This is a genomic window from Streptomyces sp. GL_141 (assembly GCF_057834385.1).
The window spans coordinates 6,363,703-6,381,254 of record NZ_CM174402.1 but is presented as its reverse complement, the minus strand read 5'-3'; the positions used below and the strand labels follow the sequence as shown (position 1 = coordinate 6,381,254).

16 protein-coding genes and 1 pseudogene are annotated in these 17,552 nt (G+C 74.2%); 7 read left to right on the top strand and 10 right to left on the bottom strand.

Annotation, left to right across the window (positions count from 1 at the left end):
* Positions 1-356 precede the first annotated feature (356 nt).
* Positions 357-1,088, bottom strand: a complete 732-nt coding sequence (locus AC3IX6_RS28315) for a VIT1/CCC1 transporter family protein (RefSeq protein ID WP_489365761.1) — start codon at positions 1,086-1,088, stop codon at positions 357-359.
* Between the two features lie 268 nt (positions 1,089-1,356).
* Between AC3IX6_RS28315 and AC3IX6_RS28310 the strand changes: the two genes are divergently transcribed.
* The 7 genes from AC3IX6_RS28310 (at position 1,357) to AC3IX6_RS28280 (ending at position 10,056) form a co-directional block, all read left to right on the top strand.
* On the top strand, positions 1,357-2,343 hold the full coding sequence (locus tag AC3IX6_RS28310) for an ADP-ribosylglycohydrolase family protein (protein WP_489365759.1): 987 nt from the start codon (positions 1,357-1,359) through the stop codon (positions 2,341-2,343).
* Positions 2,344-2,984: 641 nt separating this feature from the next.
* Positions 2,985-4,286 carry an ADP-ribosylglycohydrolase family protein gene (locus tag AC3IX6_RS28305; RefSeq protein WP_489371584.1) on the top strand — a complete coding sequence of 434 codons (1,302 nt, stop codon included), beginning with the start codon at positions 2,985-2,987 and terminating at the stop codon, positions 4,284-4,286.
* A complete protein-coding gene (locus tag AC3IX6_RS28300; RefSeq protein WP_489365757.1) occupies positions 4,283-5,473 on the top strand; it encodes an ADP-ribosylglycohydrolase family protein in 1,191 nt (396 codons plus the stop codon). The genes AC3IX6_RS28305 and AC3IX6_RS28300 overlap by 4 nt, the downstream gene beginning before the upstream one ends.
* A 146-nt stretch (positions 5,474-5,619) precedes the next feature.
* Entirely contained in the window at positions 5,620-7,107 is a 1,488-nt protein-coding gene (locus AC3IX6_RS28295; protein ID WP_489365755.1) for an ADP-ribosylglycohydrolase family protein, read from the top strand.
* Positions 7,104-8,009, top strand: a complete 906-nt coding sequence (gene rbsK, locus AC3IX6_RS28290) for a ribokinase (RefSeq protein ID WP_489365753.1) — start codon at positions 7,104-7,106, stop codon at positions 8,007-8,009. Before AC3IX6_RS28295 ends, rbsK begins: the two co-directional genes overlap by 4 nt.
* Complete coding sequence (locus tag AC3IX6_RS28285; RefSeq protein WP_489365751.1) at positions 8,006-9,238, top strand: CaiB/BaiF CoA transferase family protein; 1,233 nt, start codon at positions 8,006-8,008, stop codon at positions 9,236-9,238. The genes rbsK and AC3IX6_RS28285 overlap by 4 nt, the downstream gene beginning before the upstream one ends.
* On the top strand, positions 9,235-10,056 hold the full coding sequence (locus AC3IX6_RS28280; RefSeq protein ID WP_489365749.1) for an HpcH/HpaI aldolase/citrate lyase family protein: 822 nt from the start codon (positions 9,235-9,237) through the stop codon (positions 10,054-10,056). The genes AC3IX6_RS28285 and AC3IX6_RS28280 overlap by 4 nt, the downstream gene beginning before the upstream one ends.
* 73 nt (positions 10,057-10,129) lie before the next feature.
* On the opposite strand, the gene lgt is transcribed toward AC3IX6_RS28280, so the two are convergent.
* The 9 genes and pseudogenes from lgt to AC3IX6_RS28235 all read right to left on the bottom strand — a co-directional run bounded on the left by lgt (position 10,130) and on the right by AC3IX6_RS28235 (position 17,541).
* Positions 10,130-11,164 (bottom strand): prolipoprotein diacylglyceryl transferase, encoded by a 1,035-nt coding sequence (gene lgt, locus AC3IX6_RS28275; RefSeq protein ID WP_489365748.1) that lies wholly within the window; start codon positions 11,162-11,164, stop codon positions 10,130-10,132.
* Positions 11,165-11,500: 336 nt separating this feature from the next.
* Positions 11,501-12,286, bottom strand: a pseudogene (locus AC3IX6_RS28270) (DsbA family protein); the annotation flags it as partial.
* Positions 12,287-12,426: 140 nt separating this feature from the next.
* The gene (trpA, locus tag AC3IX6_RS28265; protein WP_250743804.1) at positions 12,427-13,239 is read right to left on the bottom strand and encodes a tryptophan synthase subunit alpha; all 813 of its coding nucleotides are present in this window, start codon (positions 13,237-13,239) and stop codon (positions 12,427-12,429) included.
* Positions 13,236-14,492, bottom strand: a complete 1,257-nt coding sequence (gene trpB, locus AC3IX6_RS28260; protein WP_489365746.1) for a tryptophan synthase subunit beta — start codon at positions 14,490-14,492, stop codon at positions 13,236-13,238. Before trpB ends, trpA begins: the two co-directional genes overlap by 4 nt.
* A gap of 217 nt (positions 14,493-14,709) precedes the next feature.
* Positions 14,710-14,919 carry a tryptophan biosynthesis modulator TrpM gene (trpM, locus tag AC3IX6_RS28255; protein ID WP_250743802.1) on the bottom strand — a complete coding sequence of 70 codons (210 nt, stop codon included), beginning with the start codon at positions 14,917-14,919 and terminating at the stop codon, positions 14,710-14,712.
* 9 nt (positions 14,920-14,928) lie between these two features.
* Positions 14,929-15,738 (bottom strand): indole-3-glycerol phosphate synthase TrpC, encoded by an 810-nt coding sequence (gene trpC, locus AC3IX6_RS28250; RefSeq protein WP_214932893.1) that lies wholly within the window; start codon positions 15,736-15,738, stop codon positions 14,929-14,931.
* 162 nt (positions 15,739-15,900) lie between these two features.
* A complete protein-coding gene (locus AC3IX6_RS28245) occupies positions 15,901-16,371 on the bottom strand; it encodes a DUF2752 domain-containing protein (protein ID WP_489365743.1) in 471 nt (156 codons plus the stop codon).
* 63 nt (positions 16,372-16,434) lie between these two features.
* A complete protein-coding gene (locus tag AC3IX6_RS28240; protein ID WP_327307209.1) occupies positions 16,435-16,686 on the bottom strand; it encodes an HGxxPAAW family protein in 252 nt (83 codons plus the stop codon).
* Between the two features lie 180 nt (positions 16,687-16,866).
* Positions 16,867-17,541, bottom strand: a complete 675-nt coding sequence (locus AC3IX6_RS28235) for a TIGR02234 family membrane protein (RefSeq protein ID WP_489365740.1) — start codon at positions 17,539-17,541, stop codon at positions 16,867-16,869.
* Positions 17,542-17,552 lie beyond the last annotated feature (11 nt).

Genomic DNA, 17,552 nt, shown 5'->3' with positions numbered 1-17,552 from the left:
GAGGCCGGTCGCGGAGTGCGTGGATGCGGAACGCATCGGCTCTCCCGTCGTCGTCGTGGCATATGTGCATAGCCGAGGGACGACGTTGGCCCTCTGCGAAATTTCGTGCAGATTACATGATGACGACAATCCCGCGAAGCGGATACGTCATTCCAGCATGCGGACACTGCACGGGGCAGACAAGAGGGGACTTTCGCAGGTGTCCGGCTCTCGGGACACGGGACGAAGGTCCCGGTACGGGGCGGGCCTCATTGCCCGGCGCCCAGGGAGTCTGTGCCCGGCGGACACGGAATCGAAACCGCCGAGTAACTGACTACTTATGTTGCCTACTGCATAGTGTCTCACTCCCTGCGCGGTCAGCCTACGGCTCCGCCGATCCAGGTTCCCAGGATGTACGTCACACCCGCGGCCGCGCCACCCAGGACGAGCTGGCGCAGCCCGCTGTACCACCAGGACCGGGCCGTGACCCGGGAGACCACGGCGCCGCAGGCGAAGAGACCCAGCAGCGCCAGCAGGACCGCCGGCCACAGGGTGACCGCACCGAGCAGGTAGGGCAGCAGCGGGATCAGCGCACCGAGGGAGAAGGACCCGAAGGAGGACACGGCCGCGACCATCGGCGACGGCAGGTCGTCCGGGTCGATCCCGAGCTCCTCGCGGGCGTGGATCTCGAGCGCCTGCTCCGGGTCGCGGGACAGCTGCATGGCCACCTCGCGGGCCAGCGCGGGCTCGACGCCGCGCGACACGTAGAGCTCGGCCAGCTCCTCCATCTCGTCGATGGGGTGCTTGCGCAACTGCTGGCGTTCTATGTCCAGTTCGGCGAGCACGAGCTCGCGCTGCGAGGCGACCGAGGTGTACTCCCCCGCCGCCATGGAGAAGGCGCCGGCGGCGAGGCCGGCCAGGCCGGTGACGACGATGACGTGCGGGGCGACGGCGCCGCCGGCCACGCCGGTCATCAGGGCGAGGTTGGAGACGAGCCCGTCCATCGCACCGAAGACCGCCGGGCGCAGCCATCCGCCGTTGACGTCACGGTGGGTGTGGTTGTCACGGTGGGCGGTGTGAAGCGGTGCTTCGATATCGATGATGGACATACCGGCTATCTCCTCTTTTGCACGAGTGAGCGCACAGAGCTGTGCCGTGTACGACGCGCGGACACCCACTCCCCCTGAACTCCTCGAAACTACGCACGATTTTTGGCGCCCGCCAGCAAGGAAGGCCGTACTTACCTGGGGTTTTGGGGATCGGCGACCGGGTGACGGCGGCCCGCGGCGGGTGTTTCGCGACGAGCGACAAACCACATGCCATGGCACAAATCCCCCAAGGGCTCAATATGAGTCCCATCAAGTGGAGAGGCGCGCCATGGAGCTGATTGCATGCAATCCGCAGGTCCTCCTCGAACGGGCCCGGGGCGCTCTTCTCGGACTCGCGGTGGGTGACGCGCTGGGCGCCCCCGCGGAGAACATGAAACCGTCGGAGATCCGGGCGAAGTGGGGCCGGATCGAGGGCTTCGTCTCGGACGACCCGGCGGGCACGGACGATACGGAGTACGCGATCTTCTCGGGCCTGCTGCTGGCCCGCCACGGATCGGCGCTGACGGTCGCCCACGTCGAACGGGCGTGGCACCACTGGATCGCGGACCTGGACGAAGGCCCGTTCCGCGGCGCGGGCTTCTCGGAACGCGGCACCCTGGAGAACCTCCGCCGCGGTCTGGCGGCCCCCATCTCCGCCCAGCACCGGCACGCCTGGTCGGACGGCCTGGCCATGCGGGCGGCCCCCTTCGGGGTCTTCGCGGCGGGCCGGCCCGCCGAAGCCGCCCGGCTGGTCGCCATCGACGGCTGCGTCAGCCACGACGGCGAGGGCATCTACGGCGGCCAGGCCGTCGCGGCCGGGGTCGCGGCGGCGATGGCCGGAGGCTCCGCGGCCTCCGTCATCTCGGCGGCCCTCTCCGTCATCCCCTCGGACTCCTGGACGGCGCGCTCCCTGCGCCGGGCCGTGACGGCCGCCCCGCGCGGCGAGCGGGCGGTCCGCTCGGCGGTGGTCATCGGCGGCTACCCCTGGACCGACCTGGCCCCCGAGGCGGTGGGACTCGCCTTCGGCGCGTTCGCCGCGTGCGGGGGCGACTTCGCCTCCTCCGTCCTCATGGCGGTCAACATGGGCCGCGATGCGGACACCACGGCGGCCGTGGCGGGCGCGCTCGCCGGAGCGATGTCCGGCGCCCCCGCCATCCCGGCCGCCTGGTCCTCGGCGATCGGCCCGGTCCGCGGCAGCTGCCTCCCCTCGATGCGCGGCTACCACGTCCTGGACATCGCGGACCTCCTCACCCCGGAAACCGAGACCCCCCGATGACCCTGACCCCGACGACCCCGTCTCCCACCAACCCACCGCAGGAAGCCACCCCCCTGACGGGCCCCGCCCCACAGGACGGCTCCGGGGCCGAGCGGACCCCGGAGGGCGACACCCGGGCCGAGACGGCCCGAGACGGTGACGCCCTGCCGGAACCGCCCCCGAAGGCAGACCCCCGGGACCGGGGCACGCCGGTGCCCGAGTTCCTCCGTTCCGCTCCCCAGGTACGGGGCTACGCCGCTCCCTGGCCGGCGGGAACGGCGGCCGCCCCCGTCCGGGGGCCCGGGTGCCTGCCCCCGGTTTCGGGAAGGGGCGGGTATGGGGAGAGTCCCCCCACCTCGGCACCGGCCCCCGCCGGGCACGACGCCCCGCCGCGCGCGCGGGCCCGTACGGCCGACGCGGCGGACGCGCCCGCCCGGGGAACCAGGGGCGGCACCCCGCCCCCGCACGGGACCGCCCCCGGCCGGGACGCCCCGGCGGCCGACGCCGCAGACGGGACGGCGCAGCCCCGTACCGCCCGGGCGGAACCCGCGTCCGGCCCGCTCGCCACCCCGGCGGAACCCGCGCCGGCGTCGGCCCTCAGCGCCCCGCCGGGGGCCTGGACGGCCCCGGGCTCCGCGGCCCGCACCGCCCCGGCGGAGGTCGTGGGCGGCCCGCTCACCGCCCCGTCAGGGCCCGCCGAGGGGCACGCCCCGCCCCACCCGTCCCCGTCGGGACCCGCACCACGGGCCGCGCAGCCCCGTACGGCCACGGCCACCGCCACCCACCCGACCGAGGCGGCCCCCGGCCCCCGCCGGATCGAGGGGCTGCTGCTCGGGCTCGCCGCGGGCGACGCCGCCGGGTGGCCCGCGGCCCGGCACCGGGCCAGCCGGATGCCCGAGTGGACCCGCCGCCTCACCCGCGAGCTCGACACCTTCGCGGAGCAGAACGCCACCACCACCCTCCCCGTCCCCATCGCCCTCAACCAGCCCCCGGAACCGCTCCGCCTCGGCCCCTCCGACGACGCCGAGTGGGCGGCCTTCGCCGCCGAGTCCGTCCTCACCGCCGCCGGAGTGCTGCTCAGCGACCTCTCCCGGTCGCGCCGGATGCGCGCCGCCATCGACCTCGCCTGGAACGCCCTCGCCAGCGAGGTCGCCGCGGCGGCGGAACGCGCGCCCGAGGTCGAGTCCGCCGTCCTCCCCCTCCGCGCCCGGATCTCCGTCCGCGCCGGCCTCGGCAACCTCGCCGCCGGCCTGCGTCCCCCCGCCACCGGCCACGACAACCCGCACTACTTCGACGACGCCGCCTGCATCCGGGCCTGCGTCCTCGCCGTCGTCCATCCCGGGGACCCCGAGGCCGCCGCGGACCTCGCCGAGTTCGACGCCCGCTACACGCAGGACGGCGACGGGGTCCACGGCGCCCGCGCCATGGCCGCCGCCATCGCCACCGCCCTCGCGAGCAACGGAACCTGCACCGCCTCCGACACCGACGCGGCCGTCGACGCCGCCCTCGCACAGCTCCCGGAGTCCACCGAGATCGGCCGCAACGCCCGGCACGCGGTGAAACTCGCCCGCGCCGAGAGGGGCGCGGCCGGCGGGGCCTTCGCGATCGTCCCGCTCCTGGAGCACCAGATCGTCGACCACGTCTACAGCTACGGGATCGCCGCCGCGGAAACCGTCCCCGTGGCCCTCGCCCTCGCGACCGCCGCCCGCGGCCGGGTCGGCGAGGCGGTCCCGGCCGCCGCCTGCCTGTCGCGGGTCGCGGACTCCGCCCCCGCCCTCGCCGGCGCGCTGACCGGCGCCCTCGGCGGCGGCGACTCGCTCCCCGCCGCCTGGCGCGAAGCGTGCCGCACCCTCTCCGGCTGCGCCCTCCCCCGCCTGGCGGGCACCGACCTCGTCGAACTGGCCGCGCTGCTCACCCGTACGGAACTCACCTCACCCAAGCCCCAAGGAAAGCCCCGGACATGACGACCCTGACCCCCGTGGACCCCACCCCCAGCACCCACACCCCCTCCCCGACCCTGGACGACCGGATCACCGGCGCCCTCGTCGGCGCGGCCGTCGGCGACGCGCTCGGCGGCCCGGTGGAGGGCTGGACCCCGGAACAGATCGTGGAGCGGCACGGCGGCCGGGTGCGCGGCATCGTCGGCCCGTGGCACGAGGACTGGCGTACGGCGCGCCCGATCGCCCCGTACCACAAGGGCGACGGCCACGTCACCGACGACACCCTCATGACGCACGCGCTGGTCCGGGTCTACGAGGCCGTACGGGACCACCTGGACGCGTACGCGATCGCCGAGCACCTGGTCCCGGACCTGATGACGACCCCCCGCTGGATCCCGGAACTGGAGGCGGACGCCCTCCCCCTCCAGCGGATCTTCCTCGCCGAGAAGTGGATCGTGACCCGGCTGCACTACGCGCACGCGGACCCGCGGGAGGCGGGCAACGGCAACATCGTCAACTGCGGCGCGGCGATGTACATGGCGCCGGTCGGCCTCGTCAACGCGGGCCATCCGGCCGCGGCGTACGCGGAGGCGCTGGACGTCACGGGCGCGCACCAGTCCTCGTACGGGCGGGAGGCGGCGGGCGTGTTCGCGGCGGCGGTCGCGGCGGCGTGCGTCCCGGGCGCCACGGCTGCGTCCGTCGTCGACACCGCCCTCTCCCTCGCCAAGGACGGCACCCGCGAGGCCATCGCGGCGGTCTGCGAAGTCGCCGCCCGCCACCGGGACTTCGAGTCGGCGCTGGCCCCCCTCCGAACGGCGGTGGCCCCGTACGACTCGGTCGGCCCCGACTACCGCTCGCCGTCCCTGGGCGCCCGGCGCCCCTCGCGCCTGCACTCCATCGAGGAACTCCCCATCGCGCTGGGCATGTTGCTCGTCGCCGACGGCTGCTACGAGACCTCCGTGCTCGGCGCGGTCAACTACGGCCGCGACTGCGACTCCATCGCCACCATGGCCGGTGCGATCGCGGGCGCCCTGTCGGGCACTCCCGCCGTCCCCCGCGCCTGGGCGGACCGGGTCGCGGAGGCCAGCCGCCTGGACCTGCACGCACCGGCCGTTTCGCTGGCCGCGGTGACCCGGGAGGTCTTCGCCCGCGACCGCGCCCGCCGCCGCACCCACGAAGCCGCCTTCGCCACACTGACGACCCCCCGATGACCCCTGCCACCCCGGCGCCCCCGCCGGCTCCCCCGGCCCCGCCGACATCGGCTTCCCCGCCCTCGGCCCCGGCCCCGGGCACTCGCGGAGCCACGGGAGCAGGGACGCCCGGTTCGCCCCCGCCTCCTGCGCCCGCCTCCGGGCCGGTGGCCCGCGGGCCCGGCCCCGCCCCCGGACCGGGCCAGCCCGCCCCGGACGGCGAAGCGGCACCGGCCGGCGGAGCCGGGTACGGCGGGCCCGTCCGGCTGACCTGGGTCCAGCCCGAGGACCTGGTCGGCCACGAGTTCCGGCAGGCCGCCGAGGACGGCCGCGGGGAGGCCGCGGAGCCGCTGCTGCGCGTCTGGCTCGCGGCGGGCGGCCACCTCGCCCCCGCGCGAGCGGGCGCCTCCCCCGCCCCGGCCCCGCCGGAACTCCGAGCCCTGGCCACCGACCTCCTGACAGCCCTCGCGGCCCTCCCCGCACCCACCGAACCGCCCCCTCGGCCCGACCCCCCGGTTCACGGGTCCGCCCGCACCCCGCGCCCCGGGGGCGTGCCCCCCGTTTCGGGAAGAACGGACGCCGCCGCGGGTCTGCGGCGGCGGCTGGAGGCCGCGTGGCTCGGGCGGGCCGTGGGGTGCGTGCTCGGGAAGCCCGTGGAGAAGCTGCCCCTGCACGGGATCCGGGCCCTGGCCCGGGCCGCCGGGAACTGGCCGCTCGGCGACTGGTTCACCGAGCGCGGCGTACCACCGGAGGTCCTCGCCGCCCACCCCTGGAACCGCCGCTCCGCCCCCACCTCCCTCGCCGAGAACATCGACGGCACCCCCGAGGACGACGACCTCAACTACCCCCTCCTCGGCCTGCTCCTCCTCCAGCGCCACGGCAAGGGCTTCAGCACCGCCGACGTCGGCCGGCTCTGGCTCGACGAGCTCCCGGCCGGCCGTACGTTCACGGCCGAGCGCGTCGCGTACCGGAATCTGCTCCAGGGCCTGGAGCCCCCCGCCACCGCCACCCACCACAACCCGTTCCGCGAGTGGATCGGCGCCCTGATCCGCGCCGACGTCCACGGCTGGACCAACCCGGGCGCCCCGGCCGCCGCCGCGGCCCAGGCGCACCGGGACGCCGCCCTCAGCCACACCGGCAACGGCGTCCACGCCGCCGCGTTCGTGGCCGCCGCCACCGCCACCGCGGCCACCGGCCGGGCCGACGTGCACACCGCGCTGCAGGCCGGGCTGGCCGTCGTACCGCCGGCTTCCCGCCTCGCCGAGGCCGTCCGTTTCGGGATCCGCACCGCCCGGGACGCGCGGAGCACCGGCACGGACTTCGATACCGTCGTGGACCTGCTCCACGCCCGCTACGGCCACTACCACTGGGTCCACGCCGTCCCCAACACCGCCGTGATCGCCGCCGCCCTCACCCACGCCGACGGGGACTTCACCCACTCCGTCTGCCGCGCGGTGTCCGGCGGCTGGGACACCGATTCCAACGGCGCCACCGCCGGCGCCCTCGCCGGACTGATCGCCGGCTCCCCCGACGGGATCCCGCACCGCTGGACGGCCCCGCTGAAGAACCGCCTCGCCACCACCGTCCCCGGCTTCGACGGCATCGGCTTCGACGCCCTCGCCCACCTCACCGCACAGGAGGCAGCCCGCTCATGACGGCCATCGCCGTGCTCGGCAGTACCAACATGGACCTCGTCGCCTACGTCGCCAAGGCCCCCCGCCTCGGGGAGACCGTCACCGGCCGCGCCTTCCGCACCGTGCCCGGCGGAAAGGGCGCCAACCAGGCCGTCGCCGCCGCCCGTTCGGGTGCGGAGGTGGTGATGATCGGCGCGGTCGGGGCCGACGAGTTCGGCGTACGGCTGCGTTCCGCGCTCGCCGGCGCCGGGGTCGAGACGGCGGCCCTGCGCACCGTCGAGGGCGCCAGCGGCACCGCGCACATCACCGTGGACGACGAGGGGGGCAACAGCATCATCGTCATCCCCGGCGCCAACGCCCTCGTCACCTCCCTGGAACCGGGCGACGCCGCCCGCATCGGCGCCGCCGACTCCCTGCTCCTCCAGCTCGAACTGCCCCTGGAGGCCGTGCTCGCCGGCGCCCTCGCCGCCCGCGCGCACGGCGTACGCACCATCCTCACCCCGGCCCCCGCCCAGCCGCTGCCGGCCGAACTCCTCGCCGCAACCGACCTGTTGGTGCCCAACGAGCACGAGGCCGCCGCACTCACCGGGCTCACCGACGTGCACCTGGCCGCGGCGGCCCTGCTCCAGGACGTGCCGGAGGTGGTGGTCACCCTCGGCGCCGCCGGGGTCCTGTACGCCGCCCGCGGCCGCGAACCGCTGGCCGTGCCCGCGCCGCGCGTACGGGCCGTGGACACCACCGCCGCCGGAGACACCTTCGTCGGCGCGCTCGCCGTGGCGCTGGGCGAGGGCCGGCCGATGCCCGAGGCCCTGCGCTGGGCCTCGGCGGCCGCCGCACTGTCCGTGCAGCGGCCCGGCGCCCAGGACTCGATGCCGAGCCGCTCCCAGACCGACGCCTTCGCCCGCTCCGGAGCCGCCTCGTGACCCCCGCCGACCGGGACACCGCCACCGACCCGGACACCGCGACCGCTCCGCCCCTGCGCGGGCTCCGCGTCCTCGACCTCGCCACCCTCTTCGCCGGTCCCCTCGCCGCGACCCTCCTCGGCGACTTCGGCGCCGAGGTCGTCAAGGTCGAGCACCCGACCCGCCCCGACCCCTCCCGCGGCCACGGCCCCGCCAAGGACGGCATCGGCCTCTGGTGGAAGCTGCTCGGCCGCAACAAGCGGACGATGACCCTCGATCTGTCCACCCCCGGCGGCCGGGACACCCTGCTGCGCCTGGTCGCCACCGCCGACGTGGTGATCGAGAACTTCCGCCCGGGCACCCTGGAGCGCTGGGGTCTGGGCTGGCCCGAACTGTCCGCCGCGAACCCGCGGCTGATCCTGACCCGCGTGACGGCCTTCGGCCAGGAGGGCCCGTACGCCCACCGCCCCGGCTTCGGCACCCTCGCGGAGGCGATGAGCGGCTTCGCGGCGATCACCGGGGAGCCGGAGGGGCCGCCGACCCTGCCGCCGTTCGGACTCGCGGACTCGATCGCCGCGCTGACCACCGCGTACGCGGTGATGGCGGCGCTCGCCGGGCGCGACCGCACCGGGCACGGGCAGGTGGTGGACCTGGCCATCATCGAGCCGATCCTGACCGTCCTCGGGCCGCACCCGCTCTGGTACGACCAGCTCGGCTACGTCCAGCCCCGCACGGGCAACCGTTCCACGAACAACGCGCCCCGCAACACGTACCGCAGCCTGGACGGCCGCTGGCTGGCGGTCTCCACCTCCGCCCAGTCCATCGCCGAGCGCGTGATGCGGCTCGTGGGCCGCCCGGAGCTGATCGCCGAGCCGTGGTTCGCGTCGGGTTCCGGCCGGGCCGGTCACGCGGACGTGCTCGACGAGGCGGTCGGCGGCTGGATCGCCCGGCACAAGGCGGACGAGGTGACGGCCGCCTTCGAGGAGGCCGAGGCCGCGGTCGCGCTGGTCTACGACGTACGGGACGTCATGGCCGATCCGCAGTACGCGGCCCTGGACACCATCACCGAGGTCGAGGACCCGGAGCTGGGCCCGATCCGCATGCAGAACGTCCTCTTCCGGCTCTCGGAGACCCCGGGCTCGATCCGCTGGGCGGGCCGCCCGCACGGCGCGGACACCGATGCCGTCCTCACCGAGATCGGCCTCTCCCCGGCCGAGATCACCGCTCTCCGCACGGAGGGGGCCCTGTGATCCTGACCTGGCTCTACGTACCCGGCGACCGCCCCGAGGTGGTCTCCAAGGCCCTGCACGCCGGGGCCGACGCCGTCATCGTGGACCTGGAGGACGCGGTGTCGGCCTCCCGCAAGGAGTACGCCCGCGCCGCCACCGCCGAACTGCTCGGCGACCGGCACCCGGTGCCGGTCCACGTCCGCGTCAACGCCCTGGACTCCCCGTGGGGCGGCGCCGACCTCAGCGCGCTCGGCGGGCTCCACGGCCTCGCCGGTCTGCGCCTGCCGAAGATCTCCTCACCGGAGCAGATCGTCGCCACCGCCGACCGCACCCCCGGGGTGGCCCTGTACGCCCTGCTGGAATCGGCGCTCGGCGTGGAACGGGCCTACGAGATCGCCCGCGCGCACCCCGCCCTGCGCGGCCTGTCCCTGGGCGAGGCGGACCTGCGGGCCGACCTGGGCGTCACCGCGGAGTCGGGCCTGGACTGGCCGCGCTCCCGGGTGGTGGTCGCGGCCCGCGCGGCCGGGCTCGCGCCGCCGGCCCAGTCGGTGTTCCCCGACATCCGGAACCTGGAGGCACTGGCGGCCTCCTGCGCCCGGGGCCGCGCCCTCGGCTTCCTGGGCCGCGCGGCGATCCATCCGCGTCAGCTCCCGGTGATCGAGCGGGCCTACCTGCCCGGCCCGGCGGAGGTCAGCGCCGCCGAGGAGATCGTGGCCGCGGCCCGCCGCACCCCGGGCGCGGTGGCCCTCCCCGACGGCCGCTTCGTCGACCCGGCGATGCTGGCGGGGGCGGAACGGATCATGACCCTGTCCCGCCGGGACGCACCGGTCCTGTCCTGACCCGGCGCACACGAAACGGGAGGGGCGCCGCGCGGTGTGCGCGACGCCCCTCCCGTTTCGACCGGAACCCCGGTCAGAGCTTCTTGGCCCCGGGGGCCTCGGCCTTGGCATCGCCCTCGGCGTCAGCCGTGGCTTCACCCTCGACCTCCGCGGTGACCTCGCCCGTGGGCTTGTCCTCAGCCTTGTCCTTGGCCTCAGCCTTGTCCTTGCCCTCGGCCTTGGCCTCGTCGCCCTCGGCTCCCGCGTCCCCGGCCGGGGTGTCCCCGTCCTTGGCGCCGGCCACGGCGTCAGTGTCGGCCCCGGGTTCGACGACCAGCTCGCGGCCCGGCCGCAGCTTCGCCGACAGCACCAGGTACACGACGGCGAGCACGAAGACGACGATCGAGGTCCAGACGTTGAGCCGCAGGCCGAGGATGTGGTGGGCCTCGTCGACCCGCATGTACTCGATCCAGCCGCGCCCCACGCAGTACGCGGCGACGTACAGCGCGAACGCCCGCCCGTGTCCGAGCTTGAAGCGGCGGTCGGCCCAGATCACCAGCAGGGCGACGCCGACGCACCAGAGCGACTCGTAGAGGAAGGTCGGGTGGTAGGTCCCGGCGACCCGGTTCGGGCCGTCGGTGATCTCCACCGCCCACGGCAGATCGGTGGCGCGGCCGTACAGCTCCTGGTTGAACCAGTTGCCCCAGCGTCCGCAGGCCTGGGCCAGCGCGATGCCGGGGGCCAGGGCGTCGGCCCAGGCCGGCAGCGGGATGCCGCGCCGGCGACAGCCGATCCAGGCACCGACCGCGCCCAGCGCGATCGCGCCCCAGATGCCGAGGCCGCCCTCCCAGATCTTGAAGGCGTCGACCCAGTCGCGGCCCTCGCCGAAGTAGAGCTGGTAGTCGGTGATCACGTGGTAGAGGCGACCGCCGACCAGGCCGAACGGCACGGCCCACACGGCGATGTCCGCGACCGTGCCCGGCTTACCGCCGCGCGCGACCCAGCGCTTGTTGCCGAGCCAGACGGCGACGAAGACGCCGATGATGATGCAGAACGCGTAGCCGCGCAGCGGGATCGGCCCGAGATGGAGCACGCCCGTCGACGGACTGGGAATGAAGGCAAGGTTCATGGCAAGAGCCGACGCTACCTTGCCGGACGGTGGGGACCGCAACCCGCCCGGCAAGCTGCTGCCGAATCGAGACGGCGCTCAGTGCTCCATGGGCGTCCCGGCGTGCTCCGGAGAGGCGCCCGCGGAGCCCGAGCCGCCCGTGGCCGACCGGCCCGCCGAGCGTGCCGACGGGGACGAGGAGGAGGCCGAGGGCGTGGCCGGGCGGCCGGAGGAGGCCTTCCCCGAGCCTGCCGCGGACGCGGAGGCGGACGGCGACCCGGACGCGGACTTGGCCGACCCGGACGCCGCCGATGCCGACGCCGACGCCGACGGGGAGGCCTTCGCGGCACCTGGGCCGCCCTTGCCGGCCGCCTCCACCTTCTCCTTGAGCTTCTGCGGGGTCAGCGGATTGGCCTGGTCCCCGAAGATGTCCTTGCCGTCGAGCAGCACGGTCGGGGTCCCGCGGAACTCGCCCGCGCGGAAGGCGTCCTGCGACTTGTTCACCCAGCTGTCGTGCGTGCCGTCCTCGACGCAGGTGCGGAAGGCGGGGGTGTCGAGGCCGTCGACCTTCCCGGCCAGCTCCAGCAGCTTGGCGTTCTTGCCGTAGGCGTCGTTGGTCTCCTCGGGCTGGTTGTCGAAGAGCACGTCGTGGTACGGGGCGAACTTCCCGGCGTCCTGTGCGCAGGCGGCGGCGTTGGCGCTCTTGAGCGAGCCGGTGCCGCCCATGTTCCCGTCGATCAGGGTGACGAGGTGGTACTCGGCCTTGAGGAGCCCCTTGGACTCCAGCTCGTGGATGGTGTCCCGGTAGTTGGTCTCGAAGGCCTTGCAGGCCGGGCAGCGGAAGTCCTCCCACACGGTCAGCGTGGAGGGGGCCTCGTCCTTGCCGGTCTGGATGGCGAGGGCGTCCTTGCCCGTGGCCCCGGACGGGGCGACCAGCGGGCCGCCCTTGGCGGAGGATCCGCCCTTGCCGGTGTTCGCCGCGATCAGGCCGACGACGGCCGCCAGTCCGAGTACGCCGACCACCGCCGCCGACACGACGAGGGTCCGCCGGCGCTTGTCCCTCGCCTTCTGCTTCTCGCGCTCCACCTGGAGTCGCTCGCGGGCCGATCGTTTCGTCGCATCGCGGTTCGCACCGTCGTTCATGTCGCTCACGTTCGGCCAAACGAAGCAGGGAGGCACTCTCGTGCCTCCCTGCCCCTACTTCCACCCGATCGGGCTACAGAACCCGCTCAGGGGTCCGTCTGCGCGATCGAACGCGCCGCCCGTCGGCTCCGGCGCACGCCTCAGCCGCGGCGCACGCCCTCGGCGAGCTCGCCCGCCAGCGCCTGCACCGCGGCCAGCCCGGCGGGCAGGTCCGGCGCGTCGAGCAGCAGCTTCACGAAGGCGGAGCCGACGATCACGCCGTCGGCGAAGCCCGCGACCTCCTTGGCCTGGGCGGCGTTGGAGACGCCCAGTCCCACGCAGACCGGCAGGTCGCTGGTGGCGCGGGTGCGGCGGACCAGGTCGGCCGCCTGGTTGCCGACCGACTCGCGGGTGCCGGTGACACCCATCAGCGAAGCGGCGTAGACGAAGCCTGAACCGGCCGCCGTGATGGTGGCGAGGCGCTCGTCCTTGCTGCTGGGAGCCACGACGAAGACGGTCGCGAGACCGTGCTTGGCCGCGTGCTCGCGCCACAGCGCGGACTCCTGGACCGGCAGGTCGGGCAGGATGCAGCCCGCGCCGCCGGCCTCGGCGAGCTCGGCGGTGAACCGCTCGACGCCGTAGCGGTCGATGGGGTTCCAGTAGGTCATGACCAGGATCGGGGCGCCGGTCGCCTCGTACGCCTCGCGGACCGTACGCAGCGTGTCGGCGATCTTGACGCCGCCGCGCAGGGCGATGTCGTCGGCGGTCTGGATGATGGCGCCGTCCAGGACCGGGTCGCTGTGCGGGAGGCCGATCTCGACCACGTCCGCGCCGCCGGCGATGACGGCCTTGACGGCCTCGATGGCGCCGTCCACGGTCGGGAAGCCGGCCGGGAGGTAGGCGACCAGGGCCGCGCGGTCCTCGGACTTCGCCTTCGCGAGGGTCGCCGACAGGAGTTCGATGGTGCCGCTCACTTGGTCTCCCCCTCGGAGGCATTGGTGTCGTACAGGTCGAAGTACCGGGCGGCGGTGTCCATGTCCTTGTCGCCGCGGCCGGACAGGTTGACGACGAGCAGGCCGTCCTTGCCGAGTTCCTTGCCGAGGTCCAGGGCGCCCGCGAGGGCGTGTGCGGACTCGATGGCCGGGATGATGCCCTCGGTGCGGGAGAGGAGGCGCAGGGCCTGCATCGCCTGGTCGTCGGTGACCGCGCGGTACTCGGCGCGGCCGGCGTCCTTGAGGTAGGAGTGCTCCGGGCCGATGCCCGGGTAGTCCAGACCGGCGGAGATGGAGTACGGCTCGGTGATCTGGCCCTCCTCGTCCTGGAGGACGTAGGAGCGCGATCCGTGCAGGATGCCCGGCTCGCCGGCGGTCAGGGTGGCCGCGTGCTCGCCGGTCTCGACGCCGTGTCCGGCGGGCTCGAAGCCGACCAGGCGGACGTCGGCGTCCGGGATGAAGGCGTGGAACAGGCCGATGGCGTTGGAGCCGCCGCCCACGCACGCCGCGACGGCGTCGGGCAGGCGTCCGGCGCGCTCCAGGATCTGGCGGCGGGCCTCGACGCCGATGACCCGGTGGAAGTCGCGGACCATGGCGGGGAACGGGTGGGGACCCGCGACCGTGCCGAAGAGGTAGTGGGTGCGGTCCACGTTGGCGACCCAGTCGCGGAACGCCTCGTTGATGGCGTCCTTCAGGGTCCGGGAGCCGGACTTCACCGCGATGACCTCGGCGCCCAGCATGCGCATCCGGGCCACGTTCAGGGCCTGGCGCTGGGTGTCGATCTCGCCCATGTAGATGGTGCATTCGAGGCCGAACAGGGCGCAGGCGGTGGCGGTGGCCACGCCGTGCTGACCGGCGCCGGTCTCGGCGATGACGCGGGTCTTGCCCATGCGCTTGGTGAGCAGCGCCTGGCCCAGCACGTTGTTGATCTTGTGCGAGCCGGTGTGGTTCAGGTCCTCGCGCTTGAGGAAGATCCGCGCCCCGCCCGCGTGCTCGGCGAACCGCGGCACCTCGGTCAGGGAGCTGGGACGGCCGGTGTAGTTGACCATCAGGTCGTTGAGCTCGGCCGCGAAGGCCGGGTCGCCCTTGGCCTTCTCGTACTCGACCGCGACCTCGTCCACGGCGGCGACGAGCGCCTCCGGGATGAACTTGCCGCCGAAGTCGCCGAAGTAGCCCTCGGCGTTCGGGATGTGACCCTCGGGGTCCGGGATGAAGAAACTGCTGGCGCTGGACATGCCCAGGTACTCCTACGGATGCGACGCGGATGTCTTCACCGTATTGCGCCGTCCGCCCACGACGCGCACACCCCGCTGGGGCGTGGACGTACGAGGGTGCGGAGCGGCCCGCCCCGGAGCCGGCGGCTCGGGGAACGGACCGTGACGGGACGCCGACGGACACGGGTGCACTACGCACACACGCGGGTGTACGACGTACACCGTCCGGCGGGTCTCGTTACGACGCGACTCCGGGTCGCCATCGCATGCCGTTGACCTGACCGGGCTCGGAGCCGATCACGTACCGGACCCGCCGCCCGCGCACGCGCCGGGCCGGGGCGCGGCAGCCGCGAGGGCGGCAGCCGCGCGCCAGGGGCGCGTGCGCCGTCGGCACACCGGCCAGGCCGGAGCCCGGTCGGGTGCGGACGGAGGGGCGGTTTCGGGCCATGGGTGCGGGTCAGCTCCGCCCGTGACGCAGGGCGGGGTGGGCGCCGGCGGCGACGAGGTCGGCCACGGCCGCCTTCGGGTCGCGGCCGGTCACCAGGGACTCCCCGACGAGGACGGCGTCGGCGCCCTCGTTCGCATAGGCGATCAGGTCATGCGGCCCGCGGATGCCGGATTCGGCAACCTTGACGATGTGGGCCGGGATCTCTCCGACGACGCGCTCGAAGGTGGAGCGGTCGACCTTGAGGTCCTTGAGGTTGCGGGCGTTGACGCCGATGATCTTGGCGCCGGCAGCGACCGCGCGCTCCACTTCCTCCTCGTCGTGGACCTCGACGAGCGGGGTGAGGCCGATGGACTCGGCCCGCTCGATGAGGGAGACGAGGGCCTCCTGCTCCAGGGCCGCGACGATCAGCAGCGCGAGGTCGGCGCCGTAGGCGCGGGCCTCCCACAGCTGGTACGCCGTGACGATGAAGTCCTTGCGCAGGATCGGGATGTCCACGCGGGCGCGGACGGCCTCCAGGTCGGCCAGCGAGCCACCGAAACGACGCTGCTCGGTGAGGACGGAAATGACCGCCGCACCGCCCGCTTCGTAGTCGGCGGCGAGCCCGGCCGGATCGGCGATGGCGGCCAGCGCACCCTTGGAGGGGCTGGAACGCTTGACCTCGCAGATCACCTTGACGCTGTCGCCGCGCAGGGCAGCGACGCCGTCCTTGGCCTGGGGCGCCTTGGCGGCACGCTCCTTGAGCTCGTCGAGGCTGACGCGCGCCTGCCGTTCGGCAAGGTCTTCGCGGACCCCTTCGATGATCTCGTCGAGCACACTCACGCGAGCGGCCCCCTTCCGGGTCGATGACGGTCGGCCGCCTTGCAGACACGTACAACTGCAAGGTCAGCAGTTCAAATGGTATCCGCAGGACGCCTTGCCCTCCGCACGCGGTTGACGGCGTCCCATTAAATGGACATCCGGAATCTTTACTTCAGCTATACCTCAGGGCGCCAGGAAAGAGCCCATGGGCAGGTTCCGGACAACGGAGAAGGCCAAGGCCACCGCACCGATCCCCCACCAGTACAACGGCCGCATGACGAACCTCCGGCCCGGCACCCCCCGATAGGCGCGAACCAGCCACAGGACCATGATCCCGGCGAAGACGAAGTAGCCCGCGACCGCCAGTGCATTTGCCCCGATAGCTGTCACGAGATCGCCATGGGCGAACGCGTGTGCGCTGCGCAGCCCGCCACAGCCCGGGCACAGGACCCCGGTCACCCGGAACAGCGGGCAGACCGGATAGTGACCGGGCTCGTTCGGGTCCACGGTCCCCACGTACGCGAGGGCCGCGGCGGCCGCACCCAGCGTGAGCGCCGGACGCGCCAGCCGGCCGGCCCGGGACACGGGCGCGGGGGGCGGCGCGAGATCGGTCGTTCCAGAGGAGGCGTCCACCCGCTGATTCTCTCCGCTCATGACAAAAGGCGCAGCCCGACAGGGCCGCGCCTTTCGAAAACCCACGTACCCGCTACGGCCCGGTCAGACCTTGGCGGCGACGCGGTTCGCGGCGATGACCTCGGCGAGGTCCTGGTGCGCGGCCTTCGGCGCGCCCATGCCCGCGGCCTTCATCGCCATGCCCACGACACCGCCGATGACGACGACGACGAGGCCCGCGTAGAAGCCCAGCGGGTTCGCCAGCACCATGAAGGCGCCGGAGATGCAGAAACCGATGACTGCGATGATGACACCGGTCCAGGCGGCCGGGGTGTGTCCGTGGCTAGTGCCCGCCATGAGTTGCTCCTCGTACTCGGGTGTGCTCCGTCGCACGCCGCACGTGCTGTGTCGGCCGTGTCGAACGGTGCTGTGTAGAACGCTCGGTGGTCATTGTCCCGCACCGGGCCGCGCCCTCGTTCACGGGGTCGGCTCCGGGTTCACGGTGTCGTTCCCGGGTTCACGGTGCCGATCCCGGTTTCACGGAGTCGGGTCCGGACCGGTGGGGTCTTCGCCCCGGTCCAGAGCCTTCCACAGGTCCTCGGGCCGGTCCGGGTCCACCACGGCCGCCTTGCGGGGTCGCGGGCTGCCGTCGCGCTCGTAGCGGCCGCCCATCGTGGGCCAGGCGCTCCCGAAGCGCAGCGCGAGCAGTCCGGCCAGCAGGATCAGCGCGCCGCCGGCCGCCGTCACGTAGGGCCAGGCCGTATGGGTCAGGCCGGCCACGTGGGCCGCGGTGTCGGCCGTCGTACGGGCCGCCTCCGCGTCCAGGGCGCGCCGGCCGTCCGCATTGGCCAGGGCGGCGGCCCCCGCGCCCAGGCCGCTCAGCGCGAGCAGCGCCGAGACCAGCAGCCGGCTCCTGCCGCGTACGGCGAAGACGGCGACCAGGGCGGCGAGCCCGACGATGGCCAGGGCGGCGGGCACGCCGGTGACGGCCCGCCCGTCGGCGGTCACCGGCAGCGAGCCGCCGCCGATGGCGGCGACGCCCCGGGCCCAGACGCGGCCGGAGGCGAGCAGGACGACGGTGGCGCCGAGCGCGCCGAGCAGCAGCGCGACGGCCACGCTGCGGCGGCCGCCGCGGCCCGAGGGGGACCCGGGCTCGGCGGCGGCATCGGCGTGTTCGGTTCGGGGCGGGGGTACGGCACTCACGTACCCCACTATCCCCTACG